A 17144-nucleotide genomic window follows, 5' to 3' on the forward strand; every position below is an offset into this window, starting at 1 on the left:
TCTTGCAAAGCGGGTGCAAAAGTAGACAACTTATTCTTATTATCCAAACAAATATCGACTTTTTTTATTAAGAATAATACATAATAAACAGAAAGCATTGAATGACAGACAAATAAAAAATTCACCATTCTTTATAAAAAACGATAGAAGAAGATACCGGATAAGCAAAACCGGTACAATCCCCCAAACATACCGCTCCCTATTACTACGCGCACGCCTATTATAATAAGTAAGGTTTGCAACAACAGGCAAAATGATTTCATTGCTTACATACAAGCCCATATATGCACCGGTCAGAAAAACAAGTATAAAAGGCTGCACAAACACAGCGCTTTAGCTGGTCCAAAGCATGGCTTTAGCAATCGAAAAGCACAGCTTTAGACTACCTAAAGCGATACTCTACAATAAACAGTCTGATTATATCGCCGCACACCCCGATAAAAATGAAATAGCAATCACACGAATTAGGGAAACGGTTAACAGTCAAGGATATTCAGCAAATTCCCCATTTCTGAATATTCTTGTTTAAAAGTAAAAAAGACCGTTTCAAAATAGAAATTGAAAATCGGAAAGCATACAGACTGGAACTTAAAAAAAGAAAAATCCCCCTATTCTTGCCTTGTATCCTGACGAATGAAGGCTAAAACAGGAGGAAGAAGATTTCTATGTTATAAATTACAGATGTCCCCTTTTGCTATTTTGAAGTGAAGCCCAAAATCAGACAAAAAACGTTCGGGCCTCATCCTTTTATGAATATCCCTACCGGAAACACCCTTTTCTCTAATCAATTCTCCGGGAAAGGGAAACGCGATTCCCTCCACCTCTACAAGACTATAAAAACGGACTTAATCACCAACCCAATCTATATCAGACCATCCGGCAGCAGAATACCATTCGACAGACTGTCGATAATAAGTTTCCTGTATAGATTGATTGTCTCTTAATATATAAGTAGACAACCCTTGAAATCCCTTCATAGATGCCATCTCTCCAACTCCGTTCGGATACGTACAATAATTATAATCCGTTGATTTCATCCAAACAACCGTATTCCGGTATATGTTTTCATAATTTTCAAAAGCCTGGGCACGGTCGTCTTCTTTCATTTTTCGCATTAATCCCATCATGTCATGATAAGACTTATCACGATAAGGATCGTAGCATAATATCCCGGAATTATTGACATCTATATAGTTGTTTTTCTTTGTTCCTGCCAGCAAGAATTCCCTGGTAGCAGCAGCCAACGCCGGTAACTCACTACTCTTTACTACAGAAATAGACACTCCTCCGGTCCAATTGTCATTAGACATATTAGCCCCGTTATCATACTTCTCTTCATAAACCGCATAATAGTTTTTTGCAATATTTATTGCCGGATTATCCTGTGAGAACAGCGCGGGAACCACCTCCTCATAAGGAGCGCCCGGCCCCGGAATCTCCGTAGGAGACCCTATAAAATAGTCCGCACAATCCCGTAATTGATAAACCACTTCAACAGACTGCATATAACAAGCATCAAACAATATAAAATCAAAATGGGGAGCGACAGACAATGCCTCATGCAAATCGGGAATATTCATCCTATAGTCTCCGTCACTTGCATCTTGCCCCCACCAGCGGGTCGAAGGATTCTGGTAAAACCGCCAGCCATCGCCATGAGACCAGAAAACGATACCGTAGCTTTTAGCCGGATAATTGGAAAAAGCAGTCCTAAAGACATCCTTCATAACATCAACGCTGACAGAATTCTGATTGCCGTAATCCATCACGGTTTCTTGCCTGACCTCTCCTTTTCCGTTCTTTACCAGCCTAATCAGATGGGCATCCCCATGATAGCCAGCCCAATAAACCAACAAATTATTCTCCGTCCCATCCGTATTTTTCATTCCCCTTATCATTTCCTCCACATCTTCCGAATCAAAACCAGCCTGTCCAAGACTGTTATCTCCGGCAATATACACCAATACGGTACGGGCGCTGTAAAATTTTTCCGGCTCCTCTTCATTCTGGCAAGATACAAACCAAAATGCCAGACAAACGAAAACAGAAAGTATTTTAATCTTTTTCATTAGATTTCAATTTTTATACGGTTATACGGCGGCAAAGATAAAAAAAATAAGAGATGCAGAATTACATCTCTTACTATATTAACATTTCAGCGGTTTATTCTTCCGGTTTCGTAAATCGGAATTTTTCGGAATCCACCCGCAACACAGTCATATTTCCGCCTCTCTTATATTTGCTGAGAATCTTTGTCTCTTCCTTTTCCAACTTTTTCCTATTTTCCGAAAAATAAATCATACACGTGCTGTTTTGCTGCAACTGATTGTCCTCCAGGTAGTTTTTCAACTGGTAACTATACAATTCGCGATGAGCTAAAAAACCGTCCTTACTGACCTTTGCGCTATCCAATACCTGTATATCCGTAAAATAGACAACAGTATCCGTAAACGAAGCGGCAATTCCAAAAGCATAAACAGGTTTGGAATGCTCTTTCTTCAAAGAAAAAGCCGAGCACACGGCAAACACCAGTGCGACTGCAAATACTATTTTTACATATTTCATATCGTATAATTTTTAATTTCGCAAAGATAACAAAAAAGAGGAAAAGTCAGCATAGTATTGAAACAGAAATAATAAGCGGCAATCAAATAAAAAACCGCACAAGTACATTCCCATACGAGAAAAATGCGACTTATGCGGTTTAAATTCTTTTCTTTTCAGAAATTGATACTTCTCACTTATCCCAAGTAAGACTTGAGCAATTTGCTACGATTACTTTGTCTTAATCTTCTAATTGCCTTTTCTTTAATCTGGCGAACGCGCTCACGGGTGAGGCCAAACTTATCGCCGATTTCTTCTAATGTCATTTCCTGCTGTCCGATACCGAAAAACATCTGAATGATTTCTTTTTCCCTATCGGTTAACGTAGAAAGAGCTCTATCAATTTCCCTCGCAAGAGACTCATTAACCAGAGAGCGGTCCGCCATTGGCGAATCATCGTTAACCAACACATCCAACAGGCTGTTATCCTCCCCTTCCACAAAAGGCGCATCCACCGAAATATGACGGCCGGATACCTTCAGCGTATCAGAGATTTTATCAACCGGAATTTCCAGTTCGTCTGCCAACTCCTCGGGAGACGGACGCCGCTCGTTTTCCTGTTCAAACTTCGAGAAGGCTTTGCTGATCTTATTCAGCGAACCTACCTGATTCAACGGGAGACGAACAATACGCGACTGCTCTGCCAATGCTTGCAGAATAGACTGGCGAATCCACCATACAGCGTAGCTAATAAACTTAAATCCACGTGTTTCATCAAATTTCTCGGCAGCCTTAATCAGTCCTAAATTGCCTTCATTAATCAAGTCAGGCAAACTCAAACCTTGGTTTTGGTACTGTTTAGCCACAGATACGACGAAACGAAGATTGGCACGTGTCAATTTTTCCAATGCTACACGGTCACCCTTACGAATGCGTTGAGCGAGTTCCACTTCTTCCTCGACAGTAATCAGGTCTTCACGGCCGATTTCCTGCAAATACTTATCAAGAGAAGCGCTCTCTCTGTTAGTGATACTTTTGGTAATCTTTAGTTGTCTCATTCTTTAAAAACAGATTTGGAGTGCAAAGTTACGACAAATAATTTGTTAGCATATAAAATTAAGTAACTTTTACACTATATTTCTACTAATAAAACGAAAAGAGATGCCGGCAAGTTGACTGTCGGCATCCTTTTTCTATTTCATTAGCTTATCCTGCAATCTTATTACCTATATTTCAGACTTTATTCCTGAGTCAAATCAACGGCAAAGTATCCGCGTTTGCCTGACGGGAACATACCGGTCAAGAACAATACCTGGTTCGGAGATTTAACGGCGGCTTTCATCACCTCTTCCAAATCGCTGACCTTGCGCATCGGCTGGTCGTTGGCTCTCAGGATAATAAATCCTTTGCGAACTCCCGCTTCCGCCATCTTGCCGGAAGAAACTCCCGTCACTTGCAAGCCGTAGCCCAAATTCAACTGTTTTTTCAAATCATCAGGCAACTCCTTGAAGGCAGCTCCCAGAATCTCCATACCGGCATCCTTCACAATCTTCGTAGTACCCTGCTCATTCTTCAAGGTTACTTCCACCGTCTTTTCCTTCTTATCGCGAATCAGTTTTATCTTCACCTTATCGCCCGGACGATGTTTGGCAATGGCTTCCTGCAAATCAGCCATATTAGACACCTTCTTGTTGTCCAAACCGACAATCACGTCGTCGACCTTAATATCAGCCCCGGCAGCCGAACCGCCTTCAACGATTTCAGAAACCCATACACCTTCTACCACACCCAGTTCCTTAGCTTTATCCGCCAACGTAGTACCGGACTTATCAATCGGTTGATGATCATCCATCAGGCTGCTGCCGATGGAACCTCCGCGAATACCGAGCAATGCACGCTGTACCGTTCCGTATTGCTTCAAATCCGCAACCACTTTTGTCATGATACTGGTCGGAATAGCGAAACCGTATCCGGCATAAGCCCCCGTCGGAGAAGAAAGCACGGAATTGATACCTACCAGTTCACCTCTGGCATTAACCAATGCGCCGCCGCTGTTTCCCTGATTGATGGCGGCATCCGTCTGGATAAACGATTCGATGCCTCCGTTATATACTCCCAGAGAACGGGCTTTCGCACTTACGATACCGGCAGTGACCGTAGAATTCAGGTTGAACGGATTCCCCACTGCCAAAACCCATTCCCCTACTTTCAGCGCTTCGGAGTCTCCCACCGGAATAGTCGGGAAATCATCGCCTTCGATTTTCACCAGCGCAAGGTCCGTACTGGGGTCGGTCCCAATCACACGCCCTTTAAACTCGCGGTTATCATTCAGCTTCACGCTGATTTCATCCGCACCGTCAATCACATGGTTATTAGTCACGATATATCCGTCCTTCGAGATGATGACTCCCGAACCGAATCCCACACGAGGTTGCGTTTGCACCTGGCGTTGCTGCCCGCGTCCGTCTCCGAAGAAAAAATCAAAGATGTCCGGCGCTTGCTGTATAGTCCTTGTTTTAGCCTCTTGGGTAGACCTTATATGTACAACGGCATGAAGCGAATTTTCCGCAGCTTGAGTTAAATCGACAGGTTGAGCGTTTACCGCGTCAAAAGCAGCCAATTTGACATTGGGATTCTGCCTGAACATCTCACTAAAAGATGCCTCCTTTGCAGGCTCGTTAGATTGCAACAGCTTGTAAGTTGTCAATCCTGCAACTCCTGAGCTAAGAAGAATGATAGCTCCTACTCCCAGAATGTTCTTTGTTGTCTGTTTCATGATTTATAATTCTTTAAAATGTTAATATTCGACATTGTTTTAACTTTTACGACGTTAAAATAATAACAAATATCGTTCACTTATTCTACTTGTCACTCTTTTTTGTCCACTTTTAACAGAGAATATTTGGGGCTTAACAGCGGTTAACGACAATAACTGACAAATTTACATTCATTGTATGTCATTCGCCGTTAACACTCTGACATTCATTCAGTAAAGTCAGATTTTCATGACACCTATACCCGGCAAGTCATTTAAGGTAATCCTTCCCTCCACTACATCCACCCCTTTGAAGCGGTCGTTAGAGATAAGCAGGTTGCCGTCCAGGTCGGCGAAATCCACCAAAGGCGAGAATTGGGCGGCGGCGGATACGGCACAGGAAGTTTCCGTCATGCACCCCACCATCACCCGCATGCCGAGTGCACGCGCCAGCGTCAGCATTTTCCATGCCTCGCGCATTCCCGTGCATTTCATCAATTTAATATTGATTCCCGTAAAAGCCCCTTTCAGTGCCGCCACGTCTTTCAAGCGTTGTACGGATTCATCGGCAAACACAGGCAACGGGCTTTGTTGCGTTATCCAGGCGATATCATCCAGATACTCCTTCGGCATAGGCTGCTCTATCATCACAATCCCTTTCTCTTTCAACCAATAAATCATATCGAGCGCATACTCCCTGTCCGTCCATCCCTGATTCGCATCAACGGCTATCGGGAGTTCCGTAACCGAACGGATAGCCTCAATCATCTCTTTATCATTGTCGCGGCCCAGTTTCACCTTTAATATATTAAACCTCCCCGCGCACTCTTTTGTTTTCTCCCGCATCACCTCCGGTTTGTCAATGCCAATCGTAAAAGTAGTAGAAGGAGCCTTTTCCTTGTTCAATCCCCATATTTTATGCCAAGGAGCTCCCAGCAATTTGCCCGCCAAATCATGAAGGGCAATATCCACCGCAGCCTTTGCCGCCGTATCTCCGGGCGACAGGCTATCAACGTATGACAAAATGTCCTCCAACTGAAAAGGGTCGCTGAACTGCCCCAGATTCACCTTCCCCAGAAAATTCATCACGGACTCTACCGTTTCTCCCAGGTAAGGAGGCATAGACGCCTCCCCGTAACCGACCACACCTTCATATTCAATCTCAACCTGCACATCGGGAGTCACGGTACGCGAATAAGTAGCTACCGTAAACACATGCTTTAACTTCAGCTCATACGGGAAAAAAGTCATTTTCATCTTCCCTCCCAGACCGGACCTGTTTATATGGACAGCGGCACATGCCGGTTCTCCCGCCAACGCCTGCCGGGCAATCATCCCCGAACCCAGAACCGTCCAAGCCGCCGTTTTTAAAAACTTTCTTCTATTCTGCATTTTAACAAATAATAAACAAAACCGCCGTTCCGATACCGAACGTCAGTTATAATAAGGATTATGGTCCGTCGTATTTATCTCTTTCACCTTATTTATATAAGGCAGGAAACGGACCGCAAAAAGCAAACGCCCCGTATTGAACTCATCATAATCTTTATCCTCCGGCTCGAAGCTACCCACATGTACATCTCCCAATGCATGGATAAACCGCTTATCTCCCAAATAAATGCCTACGTGGGAAACGCTTTCCTTGCCGCCGTCAACCGCCTTCCGGCCGAAAAACACCAAATCCCCCCGTCTCACACCGGTAAAGCCGGCATCTATTTCAATGCGTTCTCCGATACAAGCCTGCTCCGAAGCATCCCTCGGAATGAGAATATCATGCATGAAAAGAACTGTACGGACAAATCCGCTGCAATCCACCCCCTTCGAAGAAGTCCCCGCCCACAGATAAGGAATGCCTATCATTGAAAAAGCGGTCTTGACAATACTTTCAACATCCTGTTTCAACGAAGCCCTCCATTTGACTTCAGGTTGCGAGATTGATTTGGGAATATAGGCTTGCCTGCCGTCCGGATAAGAGACCTTATAAAAACGTCCCTTGCTTCCTTCCCATTTCAAACGGTTGCCCGCCACCACATCGGATACGGTCTGCGATTTCTCATCCGGTTTCTCATACGTGAACCCATAATGGGAAGTCACCACAATCTTCTCCGCCCGGTTCCACTCATGACAGCCTTCTTCCGACATAGGAGTAACCACCAGCCGGTGTGCCCAACCGGTATAACCGTCCGGTGTCCGAATCTCGTACCAACCCGTATATCGCAATATCCTGACCGGCATTCCCAGTAATGCCTGCGTACTCATACCGGAAGTGAATTTGCCTTCCTCACGCAAATTACAAACCGAAACACGCACCACCCCATAGGCGGAATCGGCAGGCATGGCAGGTAGTTCCGACGCATGCAGGCCGACTGCCGCAATGACTGAAAGACAATAGAAAAAAAGAATAAATTTCCTCATCGAACCAATAATTTTGCGATAGCAAAGGTAGAAATTATTTCTATTTGTAACACATTCTTTGGCTAAAACAAAATAAATGACTTACCTTTGCACAATGAAGCAGTCGGCCGGTCTGTCGCGTGCATGTTTCATGCAGGAGGAAAGTCCGGGCAACACAGAGCATCCTACTTCCTAACAGAAAGCTGTCCGTGAGGGTAGAGTAACGTAGAAGAAAACAACCGCCGCTTCTTTCGGGGAGAGGCAAGGGTGAGAAGGTGGAGTAAGAGCCCACCAGCCGCATGGCGACATGCGGGCTGTACGTCTTAGGAGTTGTAAGGTCATGTAAACCGGCGTTATGAGAGTTGCTCGCTCCATGTCGGAGGGTAGACCGCTAAAGTGTCGTGGTGACACGCCACTCAGATAAATGACAGGCACCTGATATAATTAAAGATTAATAATCGGAAATTATATGGGTACAGAACTCGGCTTATAGGCTGACTGCTTTTTCTTTTAATTATCCATTTAATTACAAATGACTAATGGATGAGGATCGACTGTTCAAGCAAGTCTGTTGTAATCAGTAATTAGTTGCTTGCAATTAGTAATTAGCGAAGAACTATGAAGAAGAAAATCACCGATATATGGAAGTTTCTTACGTATGACATCTGGCGCATTACGGAAGACGAAGTGACCCGGACCAAGTTCTCACTCTACAATATTATAAAGACCGTCTATCTTTGTATCAATCGGTTTACCAAAGACCGGATGGCCAATAAAGCTTCTGCACTTACTTATAGCACATTGCTTGCCATTGTACCGATACTTGCCATCCTGTTTGCCGTAGCGCGTGGTTTCGGGTTCGACAACCTGATGGAACATCAGTTCCGCAACGGTTTTGGAGGAAATACAGAAACAACGGAGGCCATTCTCTCATTTGTCAATTCCTATCTTTCACAGACCAAAGGAGGTATTTTCATTGGAGTTGGTTTGGTAATGTTGTTATGGACGGTTATCAATCTGGTCAGTAATATTGAAATCACCTTCAACCGTATCTGGGAAGTGAAAAAAGCACGATCCATGTATCGCAAGATTACGGACTATTTCTCCATGTTCCTGCTGATGCCGATTCTGATCGTGGTATCCGGAGGACTTTCTCTGTTTATGAGCACCATTCTCAAGCAGATGGATGATTTCGTCCTGCTCGCTCCTGTTATGAAATTCATGATACGGCTTATTCCTTTTGTCCTGACATGGCTGATGTTCACCGGGCTGTACATCTTCATGCCGAACACGAAAGTGAAATTCAAACACGCTCTCATTGCAGGTATTCTGGCAGGGTCTGCTTATCAGGCTTTTCAGTTCCTGTACATCAACAGCCAGTTGTGGGTGTCAAAGTACAATGCCATTTATGGTAGTTTTGCCGCACTTCCCTTATTTCTGCTTTGGTTGCAGATATCCTGGACAATCTGTTTGTTTGGAGCCGAACTGACGTATGCCGGACAGAATATCCGCAGCTTTAGCTTTGACCAGGACACCCGGAACATCAGCAGACGATACCGGGATTTTATATCCATCCTGATTATGTCACTCATAGCCAAACGATTCGAAAAGAACGAACCGCCCTATACGGCTGCAGAAATATCGGAGGAGCATCAGATCCCCATCCGACTGACAAATCAGGTACTTTATCAGTTACAGGAAATAGAATTGATTCACGAGGTTGTTACCGACGAAAAAAGCGAAGAAATCGGTTACCAGCCTTCAATGGATATCAATCAACTGAATGTGGCTGTCCTGCTGGACCGTTTGGACACATACGGCTCCGAGAATTTCAAAATAGACAAAGACGAAGAATTCAACGACGAATGGAAGGTGCTGACCGAATCCAGAGAAGAATACTATAAAAAAGCAAGTAAAGTATTGCTGAAAGATTTATAAGAAGGCACAACCGTCAATCAATAAAATGAACTTAACATAATTAGATTAGAAAAAATGAAAAAGCTATTGCTAAGTGCATTCGCCATCTGTCTGGCAGGGGCAGGCGTTGCACAAGAATCCCCTCTATGGATGCGCCATTGCGCCCTTTCCCCGGACGGAACGACCATCGCATTTACTTACAAAGGAGACATTTACACAGTACCGTCAGCCGGCGGGCGGGCCACACAAATCACGACCAATCCGGCTTTTGACACCGAGCCGGTATGGAGCCCCGACAGCAAACAGATTGCTTTTGCATCAGACCGCATGGGAAGCCTCGACGTTTTCGTCGTATCCAGCGAAGGAGGAGCGCCACAGCGGTTGACTACCCATTCAGGCAGTGAGAGACCAGTTGCCTACAAAGACAACAAACACATTTTATTCACAGCCAACATCACTCCCTCCGCCGAAGATGCCGGATTCCCTTCCAGCCAGTTCCAGCAAGTGTACGAAGTAGCCGTGACGGGAGGACGCCCCGTCCTATTTTCATCCATGCCGATGGAATGTATCTCCATCAATAAAGAGGGAACCATGCTCTATCAGGACAAGAAAGGATATGAAGATTATTGGCGCAAACACCAGATATCCCCTATCGCCCGTGACATCTGGATGTACACTCCAGGGAAAAAGCCGGTTTATCAAAAGCAGACGGCTTTCGGGGGTGAAGACCGCGAACCGGTATGGAGCCCGGACGGTAAATCATTCTACTACCTGAGCGAAGAGAAAGGTTCTTTCAACGTATTCCAACGTACTCCCGGAGCCGCCGCTTCCCGACAAATAACTTTCCACACAAAGCATCCCGTACGCTTTCTAAGCATATCCGCCGCCGGCACGCTTTGTTATGGCTATGACGGTGAAATTTACACGCTTGTTCCGGGCAAACAGCCTCAAAAAGTAAACGTCACTATTCTGGCAGACAAGAATGACAAAGACATCATCCGCCAAATCAGATCCAGCGGAGCCACCGACATCGCCGTATCTCCCAAAGGAAAAGAAGTCGCGTTCATTATGCGCGGTGATGTTTACGTAACCTCTATCGACTATAAAACAACGAAACAAATCACCAACACGCCCGACCAGGAACGTAACATCAGCTTTGCCCCCGACGGGCGCACACTTGTCTACTCTTCGGAACGCGACGGATTATGGCAGCTCTACACGTCCACCATCGTCCGCAAAGAAGAGAAACAATTCGCCTATGCCACAGAATTGAAAGAAGAACGCCTGACCAACTCCAAAGCCGCTTCTTTCCAACCGCAATTCAGCCCTGACGGCAAAGAAGTAGCCTTCCTCGAAAACCGTACCGCTATCCGCGTCATCAACCTGAAAAGCAAAGCTGTACGTACAGTAATGGATGCCAAATACCAGTATTCTTATGCTGACGGCGACCAATGGTTCCAATGGAGCCCTGACAGCCAATGGATTCTGTCGGACTTCATCGGCGTAGGAGGCTGGAACAATAAAGACGTCGTTCTGCTGAAAGCTGACGGAAAAGGCGAAATGGTCAATCTTACCGAAAGCGGATACAGCGACACCAACGCCAAATGGGTATTGGGCGGAAAGGCAATGATATGGAACAGCGACCGTGCCGGATACCGTAGCCACGGTAGCTGGGGAAGTGAAAGCGACACCTATATCATGTTCTTCGACGTCGATGCATACAACCGCTTCCTGATGAGCAAAGAAGACATCGCCTTACTCGAAGAAGCGGAAAAGGCAGAAAAAGCGGAAAAAGAGAAAGCCAAGAAAGAAAAGGCGGAGAAGAAAGGAGACAATAAAGACAAGAAGAAAACAGCCTCCGGTAAGGATGCGAAAAAAGACAGCACAGAGGTGAAACCTCTCACGTTCGATTTGGAAAACCGTTTTGACCGCATCGTCCGTTTAACCGTGAATTCTTCCCGCCTGAGTGATGCCGTTATGAGCCCGAAGGGAGATATTCTTTATTACCTGGCAGCCTTTGAAGGGGACTATGACCTCTGGGAACATAAATTGAAAGAAAATACGACTAGGATATTGCTGAAAGGAGTCGGCGGCGGTTCGCTCATACCGGATAAGGAAGGAAAGAATATCTTTATGTGTACGGGCGGCAGGCTGAAAAAAATAGAGATTGCCGGCAGCAAGATTACACCGATAGAATTCGAAGCATTCTTCGACTACCGCCCTTATGAGGAACGTGCATACATCTTCGACCACGTTTGCCAGCAAGTAAACGACAAATTCTATGTGGCCGACTTGCATGGAACAGACTGGAAAGGATACCAAAAAGCATACGAACGCTTCTTGCCCCACATCAACAACAATTATGACTTCACGGAAATGTTGAGCGAATTGCTCGGTGAGCTGAACGGTTCGCATACCGGAGCCCGGTTTGCGACAGGAAGCAGCGCAATGCCTACCGCCACTCTGGGAGTCTTTTATGACGAGTCATACAATGGCGACGGGCTAAAAATTAAAGAAATTATGAAGCAAAGCCCCTTCACCCGGAAAAAGACAGATGTGAAGGCAGGCTGTATCATTGAGAAAGTAGACGGCATGCCCATTAAGGCCGGCGCCGATTACTTCCCGTTATTCGAAGGCAAAGTAGGACGCAAAGTAGTCCTTACCATATACGACCCTTCCACTAAGAAACGTTTTGAAGAAACCGTAAAGGCAATCAGCTACGGAGCTCAAAATGAATTGCTCTACAAACGTTGGGTAGAACGTTGCGCCAAGAAAGTCGAAGAGCTTTCCGGCGGACGCATTGCCTATGTGCATATCAAAGGCATGGACAGCCCCAGCTTCCGCAAGATGTATTCCGAACTGCTCGGCCGTTACCGCAATAAAGAAGCCGTAGTGGTAGACACCCGCCATAACGGTGGCGGATGGCTGCACGATGATGTGGTAACCTTGCTTGGCGGAAAGGAATACCAACGTTTTGTGCCGCGCGGACAATATATCGGCAGCGACCCATTCAACAAATGGCTGAAACCTTCATGCATGCTCACCTGCGAGGACAATTACAGCAATGCACACGGCACTCCTTTCGTATATAAGACTCTGGGCATCGGCAAGCTGGTAGGCGCCCCGGTAGCGGGAACGATGACAGCCGTATGGTGGGAACGCCAGATAGACCCGTCTATCGTATTCGGCATTCCGCAGGTAGGTTGCATGGATATGCAAGGCAACTATCTCGAAAACCAGACCTTGCAACCTGATATCCTGGTCTATAATGAACCGGAAGCCAGCCTGAAAGGGGAAGACGCGCAACTGAAAGCGGCAGTAGACTGCTTATTGAAAGATTTGTCAAAAAAGAGATAAATACCGTATTATTAATGCCGCTTCTCCAGCGGCATTAATAATATACTAGATATCAACACTTTACAGAGCCGTTTATTGGTTTTAAAGGAACGGGTCGTTCCTTTAAAAGGAAGGCATCGTTGGTTTAAAAGGAAGGAGGTGTTCCTTTAAAACCAACGATGCCTTCTGTTATACGCTTCTCCCGAAGGGCTGATAATATAATTATTTTTCAATTAATAATGATTGTACGAAATCACTTTTTCCTTCTGTTTCCTTATCTTCCTACGTTTTTCCTTTGCCGGATAGCCAATGACAATATCCAGCAACAAACGTTTGGAAGCAGGAATACCGGCAAGCTGTTTCATCTCTTTCTCATCGAACCAGCCCAGAATACAAGAACCCAGCCCTTCGGCCTCAGCCGCCAAGGAAATATGGGCAGCCGCTATTCCGATGTCAATCAACGGAAAATGTTTGCCTTTCAACTTCCCGCCAAGCAGGGAGGTTATATTAGCAGATTCTTCAACGACCAGGATATGTACGGGAGCGTCTTTGGCAAATTTGTTCATTCCCAAACCGGCAGCGGCTTTGCCGGCTTTTCGAGCCAGTTCCCTGTCCGTAACGGCTACAAACCTCCAAGGCTGCGCATTGCAGGCCGAAGGCGCCAGACGGGCGGCTTCAAGCACCCGTTCCAACTTTTCCGGCTCCACCGGACGTTCCTTATCATACGAACGGTCACTTTGACGAGCCTGCACCAATTGAAGAAAATCAGTATATGCCATTTCCAATCCTCCGGTCACTTATTTATATTTCCTTATTTATATTGAATCATCCGGCTGATATACTTGCCGATAATATCGAATTCGATATTTACCACGCTGCCGACCTCAAACGTATGGAAATTCGTATGCTCGTAGGTATAAGGAATGATAGCCACCTGGAAAGTGTCATCCGTCGGATTACATACCGTCAGGCTGACACCGTTCACAGTCACCGAACCTTTATCTACAGTGATATATCCGCGCTTCGCCATTTCCTTGTCAAACGCATAGCGGAATGTAAAATACCAACTGCCTTCCGCGTCCTTGATGTCGATACAAGTGGCCGTCTGGTCTACATGTCCCTGGACGATATGCCCGTCCAGCCGGCCGTTCATCATCATGCTGCGTTCAACGTTCACCTTATCCCCCACTTTCAGCAGACCGAGATTGGAACGTTCCAGCGTTTCTTTCATGGCAGTCACCGTGTACGTATCGTCCGTCAGGGTCACCACCGTCAGGCATACGCCATTGTGGGAAATGCTCTGGTCGATTTTCAACTCATTCACAAACGAACACTTCAACGTAAAGTGTATATTCTCCTGGTCTTTCACCAGCGCTACCAGAGTAGCATATTCTTCTACGATTCCGGAAAACATAATTCAAATTACTAGTTTACGATTTACAACTGAAATAATACTCTCCGATGTGCGGAGGCGCCAAAGATACGAATAAAGAAGGAGCTTAAAAAATAAGAGCAAAAAAAATGGGGCTTTTCACAAAGCTCCATTTCTCAGTTTTCAATAGGTATTAGTTTTTTTTAAGGTAAAAAGATTGTTTTCAGGATAACGGTGCAAATATAGGGGCTTTTACTGATACCATCCAAATTATAAAACATGTCATATAACATCTTTTTGAAAAATCTTTGGATTTATTATCATTTGACGCAAAAACGCCCGTAACCCACCCGTTACAGCGGACAAATATAGGGTTATTTTTTAAGGAGCTCTAATTTCTGTTTAAAAATCTGCAAAAAAATTACTTGTCCGGATAGTTTTCATCTACCCTTCCGCTATGTTTCAGGACCTTGGCATCAATGAAAAAGACAATCTCTTCGGCGATGTTGTTGATATGGTCGCCGGAGCGCTCCAGTTTACGGAAAACACTTACCAGCTCGATGTATGTATGCGCCGTCTCAGGATGCTCAACAATATAATCGGCAAGGATTTCGGTAGCCTGCGCATTGATTCCGTCCAGCAAATTGTCTTTCCCGAATACGGCAGTCGCCATCTCTATGCTCTCTTCATTCAAGGCGCGTTTTGCCAGCTCCAACATTGAAAGCACTTCCGCATGCATCTCGCCCAGACGAAGCCGCGCCACCAGGTCGGCATCCAGTACCGGCTCTTTGCAACGCATCACAAAACGAGCGATTCCTTCCGCAAAATCTCCCAAGCGTTCCAGATTCGTGTTAATCTTCAACATAGCCAATACGAAACGCAAATCAATGGCTACCGGATTATACAACGCGATAATATCTTCCACGTCACTGTCTATTTTCAACTCGAAAGCGTTCACCCGGCGTTCACGGACCATCACTTGCCGGGCCAGTTCCCTGTCAAGCGTCAAGACAGCCTCGCCCGCACGGTCTAATTGGTTATATACCAATGTCCACATCTCACTGATTTCTTTCTTCAACAAAACAAGTTCCGATTCTATAAACTTTACCATAACTTCTGCATATATAAATTAATTGATTAATATTCCGTTTGCCGTCTTTTCCGGCTCCGCCCTCTCCCGGTTATCCGAAACGTCCCGTGATGTAGTTCTGCGTAGCCTCTTTCTCCGGATGGGTGAAAATCGTTTTCGTATCTCCGTATTCCACCATTTTCCCCATATAAAAAAACGCCGTCTTATCGCTTATCCGGGCGGCCTGTTGCATATTATGCGTAACGATAACGACAGTATAGTCTTTTTTCAACTCATGAATCAGCTCCTCTATCTTAGCCGTAGAAACAGGGTCAAGCGCAGATGCCGGCTCGTCCATCAGTAATACGGAAGGAGACACCGCCATCGCCCTGGCAATGCAAAGACGCTGCTGCTGTCCGCCGGACAAAGCATAAGCCGACTCTTTCAACTTATCTTTCACCTCATCCCAAAGCGCCGCTCCTTTCAATGTCTCTTCCACCCGCCGGCGAATGAAAGCATTATCTTTCACTCCGTTGACGCGAAGCCCGTAAGCCACATTCTCGAATATGCTTTTCGGAAAAGGATTGGGACGCTGGAAAACCATCCCTACATTTTTGCGAAGCTCGTCCACTTCCACCCCTTTCGCATAGATATTCTGCCCGTCGATACGGATTTCCCCCTCCAGGCGGGTGGCCGGAATCAAATCGTTCATCCGGTTGAAGAGCCGGAGGAAAGTAGATTTGCCGCAACCGGACGGCCCGATAAAAGCAACCACTGATTTTTCTTCAATCTGCATATCGATTCCTTTCAACGCATGAAAGCCGCCATACCAGAAGTTCACACCGCGCGCATCTATTTTTATCGTACCCATATACCCAATTTAATTTGTTTTTACTTTTTTCTCAAAATACTTCCTCAAGACATTAGCCAGCAGATTCACCGACAGGATAATCATTATCAGCACCAATGCCGTGCCGTATGCCAACGGCAACTGCGCTTCCATATCCGTCCCGCTCGTAGAAATCACATACAGGTGGTAAGGCAACGCCATACACTGTTCCAGTATATTCGCCGGCAACTGGGGCAGGAAATAAGCGGCGCAGGTAAACAGAATGGGGGCCGTCTCTCCCGAAACACGTCCCAAGGCAAGAATCAGCCCCGTGATAATATTCGGCATCCCCATCGGAAGGACGACGTGCCAAATCGTCTGCAATTTTGTCGCTCCCAACGCCCGGCTGCCTTCACGCATACTGTCGGGAATCGCTTTTAAAGCCTCCTCCGTTGTCCGGATAACCAAAGGCACGCAAAGCAGCCCCAACGTCAAGGAACCCGCCAGAATGCTGTCTCCGAACCCCATATAATTGACGAACAGCGCCATGCCGAACAATCCGAATACGATGGAAGGAATGCCGCTCAAATTATTAGTCATCACCCGAATGAAACGTACCAGCTTGCCTTTCGGCGCATATTCATTCATATAAATCCCACTCATCACTCCCACCGGGAATGCAAACAGCGCACTCCCCGCCATCAGATAGAAAGTACCGACAATAGCCGGCCAGATACCGCCACCCGTCATTCCGTCCGTAGGGGCCGAGGTGATAAAATCCCAACTGACAGCACCGATTCCTTTATAGATGATAAATCCCAGAATTGCAAACAATATCAGTACTATGCAAAGGCTCAACAACCGGAAAATCCCGAAAGCAAGCTTCTGCGAACGGCGTTTGGCTTTATTGTTACTTCGTATTTCCATC

General features: G+C 45.7%; 13 protein-coding genes and 1 other RNA gene. 3 read left to right on the forward strand and 11 right to left on the reverse strand.

Features of this window, described 5'->3' with window-relative positions:
- Window positions 1-845 precede the first annotated feature (845 nt).
- The 6 genes from Q5076_RS10355 to Q5076_RS10380 all read right to left on the reverse strand — a co-directional run bounded on the left by Q5076_RS10355 (window position 846) and on the right by Q5076_RS10380 (window position 7714).
- Window positions 846-2069 (reverse strand): clostripain-related cysteine peptidase, encoded by a 1224-nt coding sequence (locus Q5076_RS10355; protein ID WP_303012974.1) that lies wholly within the window; start codon window positions 2067-2069, stop codon window positions 846-848.
- 94 nt (window positions 2070-2163) lie between these two features.
- Window positions 2164-2565 (reverse strand): hypothetical protein, encoded by a 402-nt coding sequence (locus Q5076_RS10360; RefSeq protein ID WP_303012975.1) that lies wholly within the window; start codon window positions 2563-2565, stop codon window positions 2164-2166.
- Window positions 2566-2741: 176 nt separating this feature from the next.
- Window positions 2742-3602, reverse strand: coding sequence for an RNA polymerase sigma factor RpoD/SigA (locus tag Q5076_RS10365; protein ID WP_002561589.1), 861 nt, complete (start codon window positions 3600-3602; stop codon window positions 2742-2744).
- A gap of 182 nt (window positions 3603-3784) precedes the next feature.
- Window positions 3785-5320: a Do family serine endopeptidase gene (locus tag Q5076_RS10370; protein WP_303012977.1), complete on the reverse strand. Its 1536-nt coding sequence runs from the start codon at window positions 5318-5320 to the stop codon at window positions 3785-3787.
- A gap of 219 nt (window positions 5321-5539) precedes the next feature.
- On the reverse strand, window positions 5540-6691 hold the full coding sequence (locus Q5076_RS10375; protein ID WP_303012978.1) for a dipeptide epimerase: 1152 nt from the start codon (window positions 6689-6691) through the stop codon (window positions 5540-5542).
- A 42-nt stretch (window positions 6692-6733) separates the two neighbouring features.
- Complete coding sequence (locus Q5076_RS10380; RefSeq protein ID WP_303012979.1) at window positions 6734-7714, reverse strand: C40 family peptidase; 981 nt, start codon at window positions 7712-7714, stop codon at window positions 6734-6736.
- Window positions 7715-7813: 99 nt separating this feature from the next.
- On the opposite strand from Q5076_RS10380, the gene rnpB reads away from it, so the two are divergent.
- The 3 genes from rnpB (at window position 7814) to Q5076_RS10395 (ending at window position 12967) form a co-directional block, all read left to right on the forward strand.
- An RNA gene (gene rnpB / locus Q5076_RS10385) (RNase P RNA component class A) lies at window positions 7814-8199 on the forward strand.
- A 112-nt stretch (window positions 8200-8311) separates the two neighbouring features.
- Window positions 8312-9631 (forward strand): YihY/virulence factor BrkB family protein, encoded by a 1320-nt coding sequence (locus tag Q5076_RS10390; RefSeq protein WP_004296663.1) that lies wholly within the window; start codon window positions 8312-8314, stop codon window positions 9629-9631.
- 54 nt (window positions 9632-9685) lie between these two features.
- A complete protein-coding gene (locus Q5076_RS10395; RefSeq protein WP_303012981.1) occupies window positions 9686-12967 on the forward strand; it encodes a S41 family peptidase in 3282 nt (1093 codons plus the stop codon).
- 212 nt (window positions 12968-13179) lie between these two features.
- Here Q5076_RS10395 and Q5076_RS10400 read toward each other — a convergent pair whose 3' ends face one another.
- The 5 genes from Q5076_RS10400 to pstA form a co-directional block, all read right to left on the reverse strand.
- Window positions 13180-13725 (reverse strand): nitroreductase family protein, encoded by a 546-nt coding sequence (locus tag Q5076_RS10400; protein ID WP_303013048.1) that lies wholly within the window; start codon window positions 13723-13725, stop codon window positions 13180-13182.
- Window positions 13726-13757: 32 nt separating this feature from the next.
- Entirely contained in the window at window positions 13758-14360 is a 603-nt protein-coding gene (locus tag Q5076_RS10405) for a riboflavin synthase (protein ID WP_303012982.1), read from the reverse strand.
- A 379-nt stretch (window positions 14361-14739) separates the two neighbouring features.
- On the reverse strand, window positions 14740-15429 hold the full coding sequence (gene phoU / locus Q5076_RS10410; protein ID WP_303012983.1) for a phosphate signaling complex protein PhoU: 690 nt from the start codon (window positions 15427-15429) through the stop codon (window positions 14740-14742).
- Window positions 15430-15499: 70 nt separating this feature from the next.
- Window positions 15500-16258: a phosphate ABC transporter ATP-binding protein PstB gene (gene pstB / locus Q5076_RS10415; RefSeq protein WP_303012984.1), complete on the reverse strand. Its 759-nt coding sequence runs from the start codon at window positions 16256-16258 to the stop codon at window positions 15500-15502.
- Between the two features lie 9 nt (window positions 16259-16267).
- Window positions 16268-17143, reverse strand: a complete 876-nt coding sequence (gene pstA / locus Q5076_RS10420) for a phosphate ABC transporter permease PstA (RefSeq protein WP_303012986.1) — start codon at window positions 17141-17143, stop codon at window positions 16268-16270.
- Between the last annotated feature and the right edge of the window lies 1 nt (window position 17144).

This window comes from uncultured Bacteroides sp. (assembly GCF_958445495.1).
Taxonomy (GTDB): domain Bacteria; phylum Bacteroidota; class Bacteroidia; order Bacteroidales; family Bacteroidaceae; genus Bacteroides.

What these genes read in the sequence shown, in the direction of transcription:
- Q5076_RS10355 (WP_303012974.1), bottom strand. Translation starts at nt 2,069, where the DNA reads ATGAAAAAGATTAAAATACTTTCTGTTTTCGTTTGTCTGGCATTTTGG.
- Q5076_RS10360 (WP_303012975.1), bottom strand. Translation starts at nt 2,565, where the DNA reads ATGAAATATGTAAAAATAGTATTTGCAGTCGCACTGGTGTTTGCCGTG.
- Q5076_RS10365 (WP_002561589.1), bottom strand. Translation starts at nt 3,602, where the DNA reads ATGAGACAACTAAAGATTACCAAAAGTATCACTAACAGAGAGAGCGCT.
- Q5076_RS10370 (WP_303012977.1), bottom strand. Translation starts at nt 5,320, where the DNA reads ATGAAACAGACAACAAAGAACATTCTGGGAGTAGGAGCTATCATTCTT.
- Q5076_RS10375 (WP_303012978.1), bottom strand. Translation starts at nt 6,691, where the DNA reads ATGCAGAATAGAAGAAAGTTTTTAAAAACGGCGGCTTGGACGGTTCTG.
- Q5076_RS10380 (WP_303012979.1), bottom strand. Translation starts at nt 7,714, where the DNA reads ATGAGGAAATTTATTCTTTTTTTCTATTGTCTTTCAGTCATTGCGGCA.
- Q5076_RS10390 (WP_004296663.1), top strand. Translation starts at nt 8,312, where the DNA reads ATGAAGAAGAAAATCACCGATATATGGAAGTTTCTTACGTATGACATC.
- Q5076_RS10395 (WP_303012981.1), top strand. Translation starts at nt 9,686, where the DNA reads ATGAAAAAGCTATTGCTAAGTGCATTCGCCATCTGTCTGGCAGGGGCA.
- Q5076_RS10400 (WP_303013048.1), bottom strand. Translation starts at nt 13,725, where the DNA reads ATGGCATATACTGATTTTCTTCAATTGGTGCAGGCTCGTCAAAGTGAC.
- Q5076_RS10405 (WP_303012982.1), bottom strand. Translation starts at nt 14,360, where the DNA reads ATGTTTTCCGGAATCGTAGAAGAATATGCTACTCTGGTAGCGCTGGTG.
- phoU (WP_303012983.1), bottom strand. Translation starts at nt 15,429, where the DNA reads ATGGTAAAGTTTATAGAATCGGAACTTGTTTTGTTGAAGAAAGAAATC.
- pstB (WP_303012984.1), bottom strand. Translation starts at nt 16,258, where the DNA reads ATGGGTACGATAAAAATAGATGCGCGCGGTGTGAACTTCTGGTATGGC.
- pstA (WP_303012986.1), bottom strand. Translation starts at nt 17,143, where the DNA reads ATGGAAATACGAAGTAACAATAAAGCCAAACGCCGTTCGCAGAAGCTT.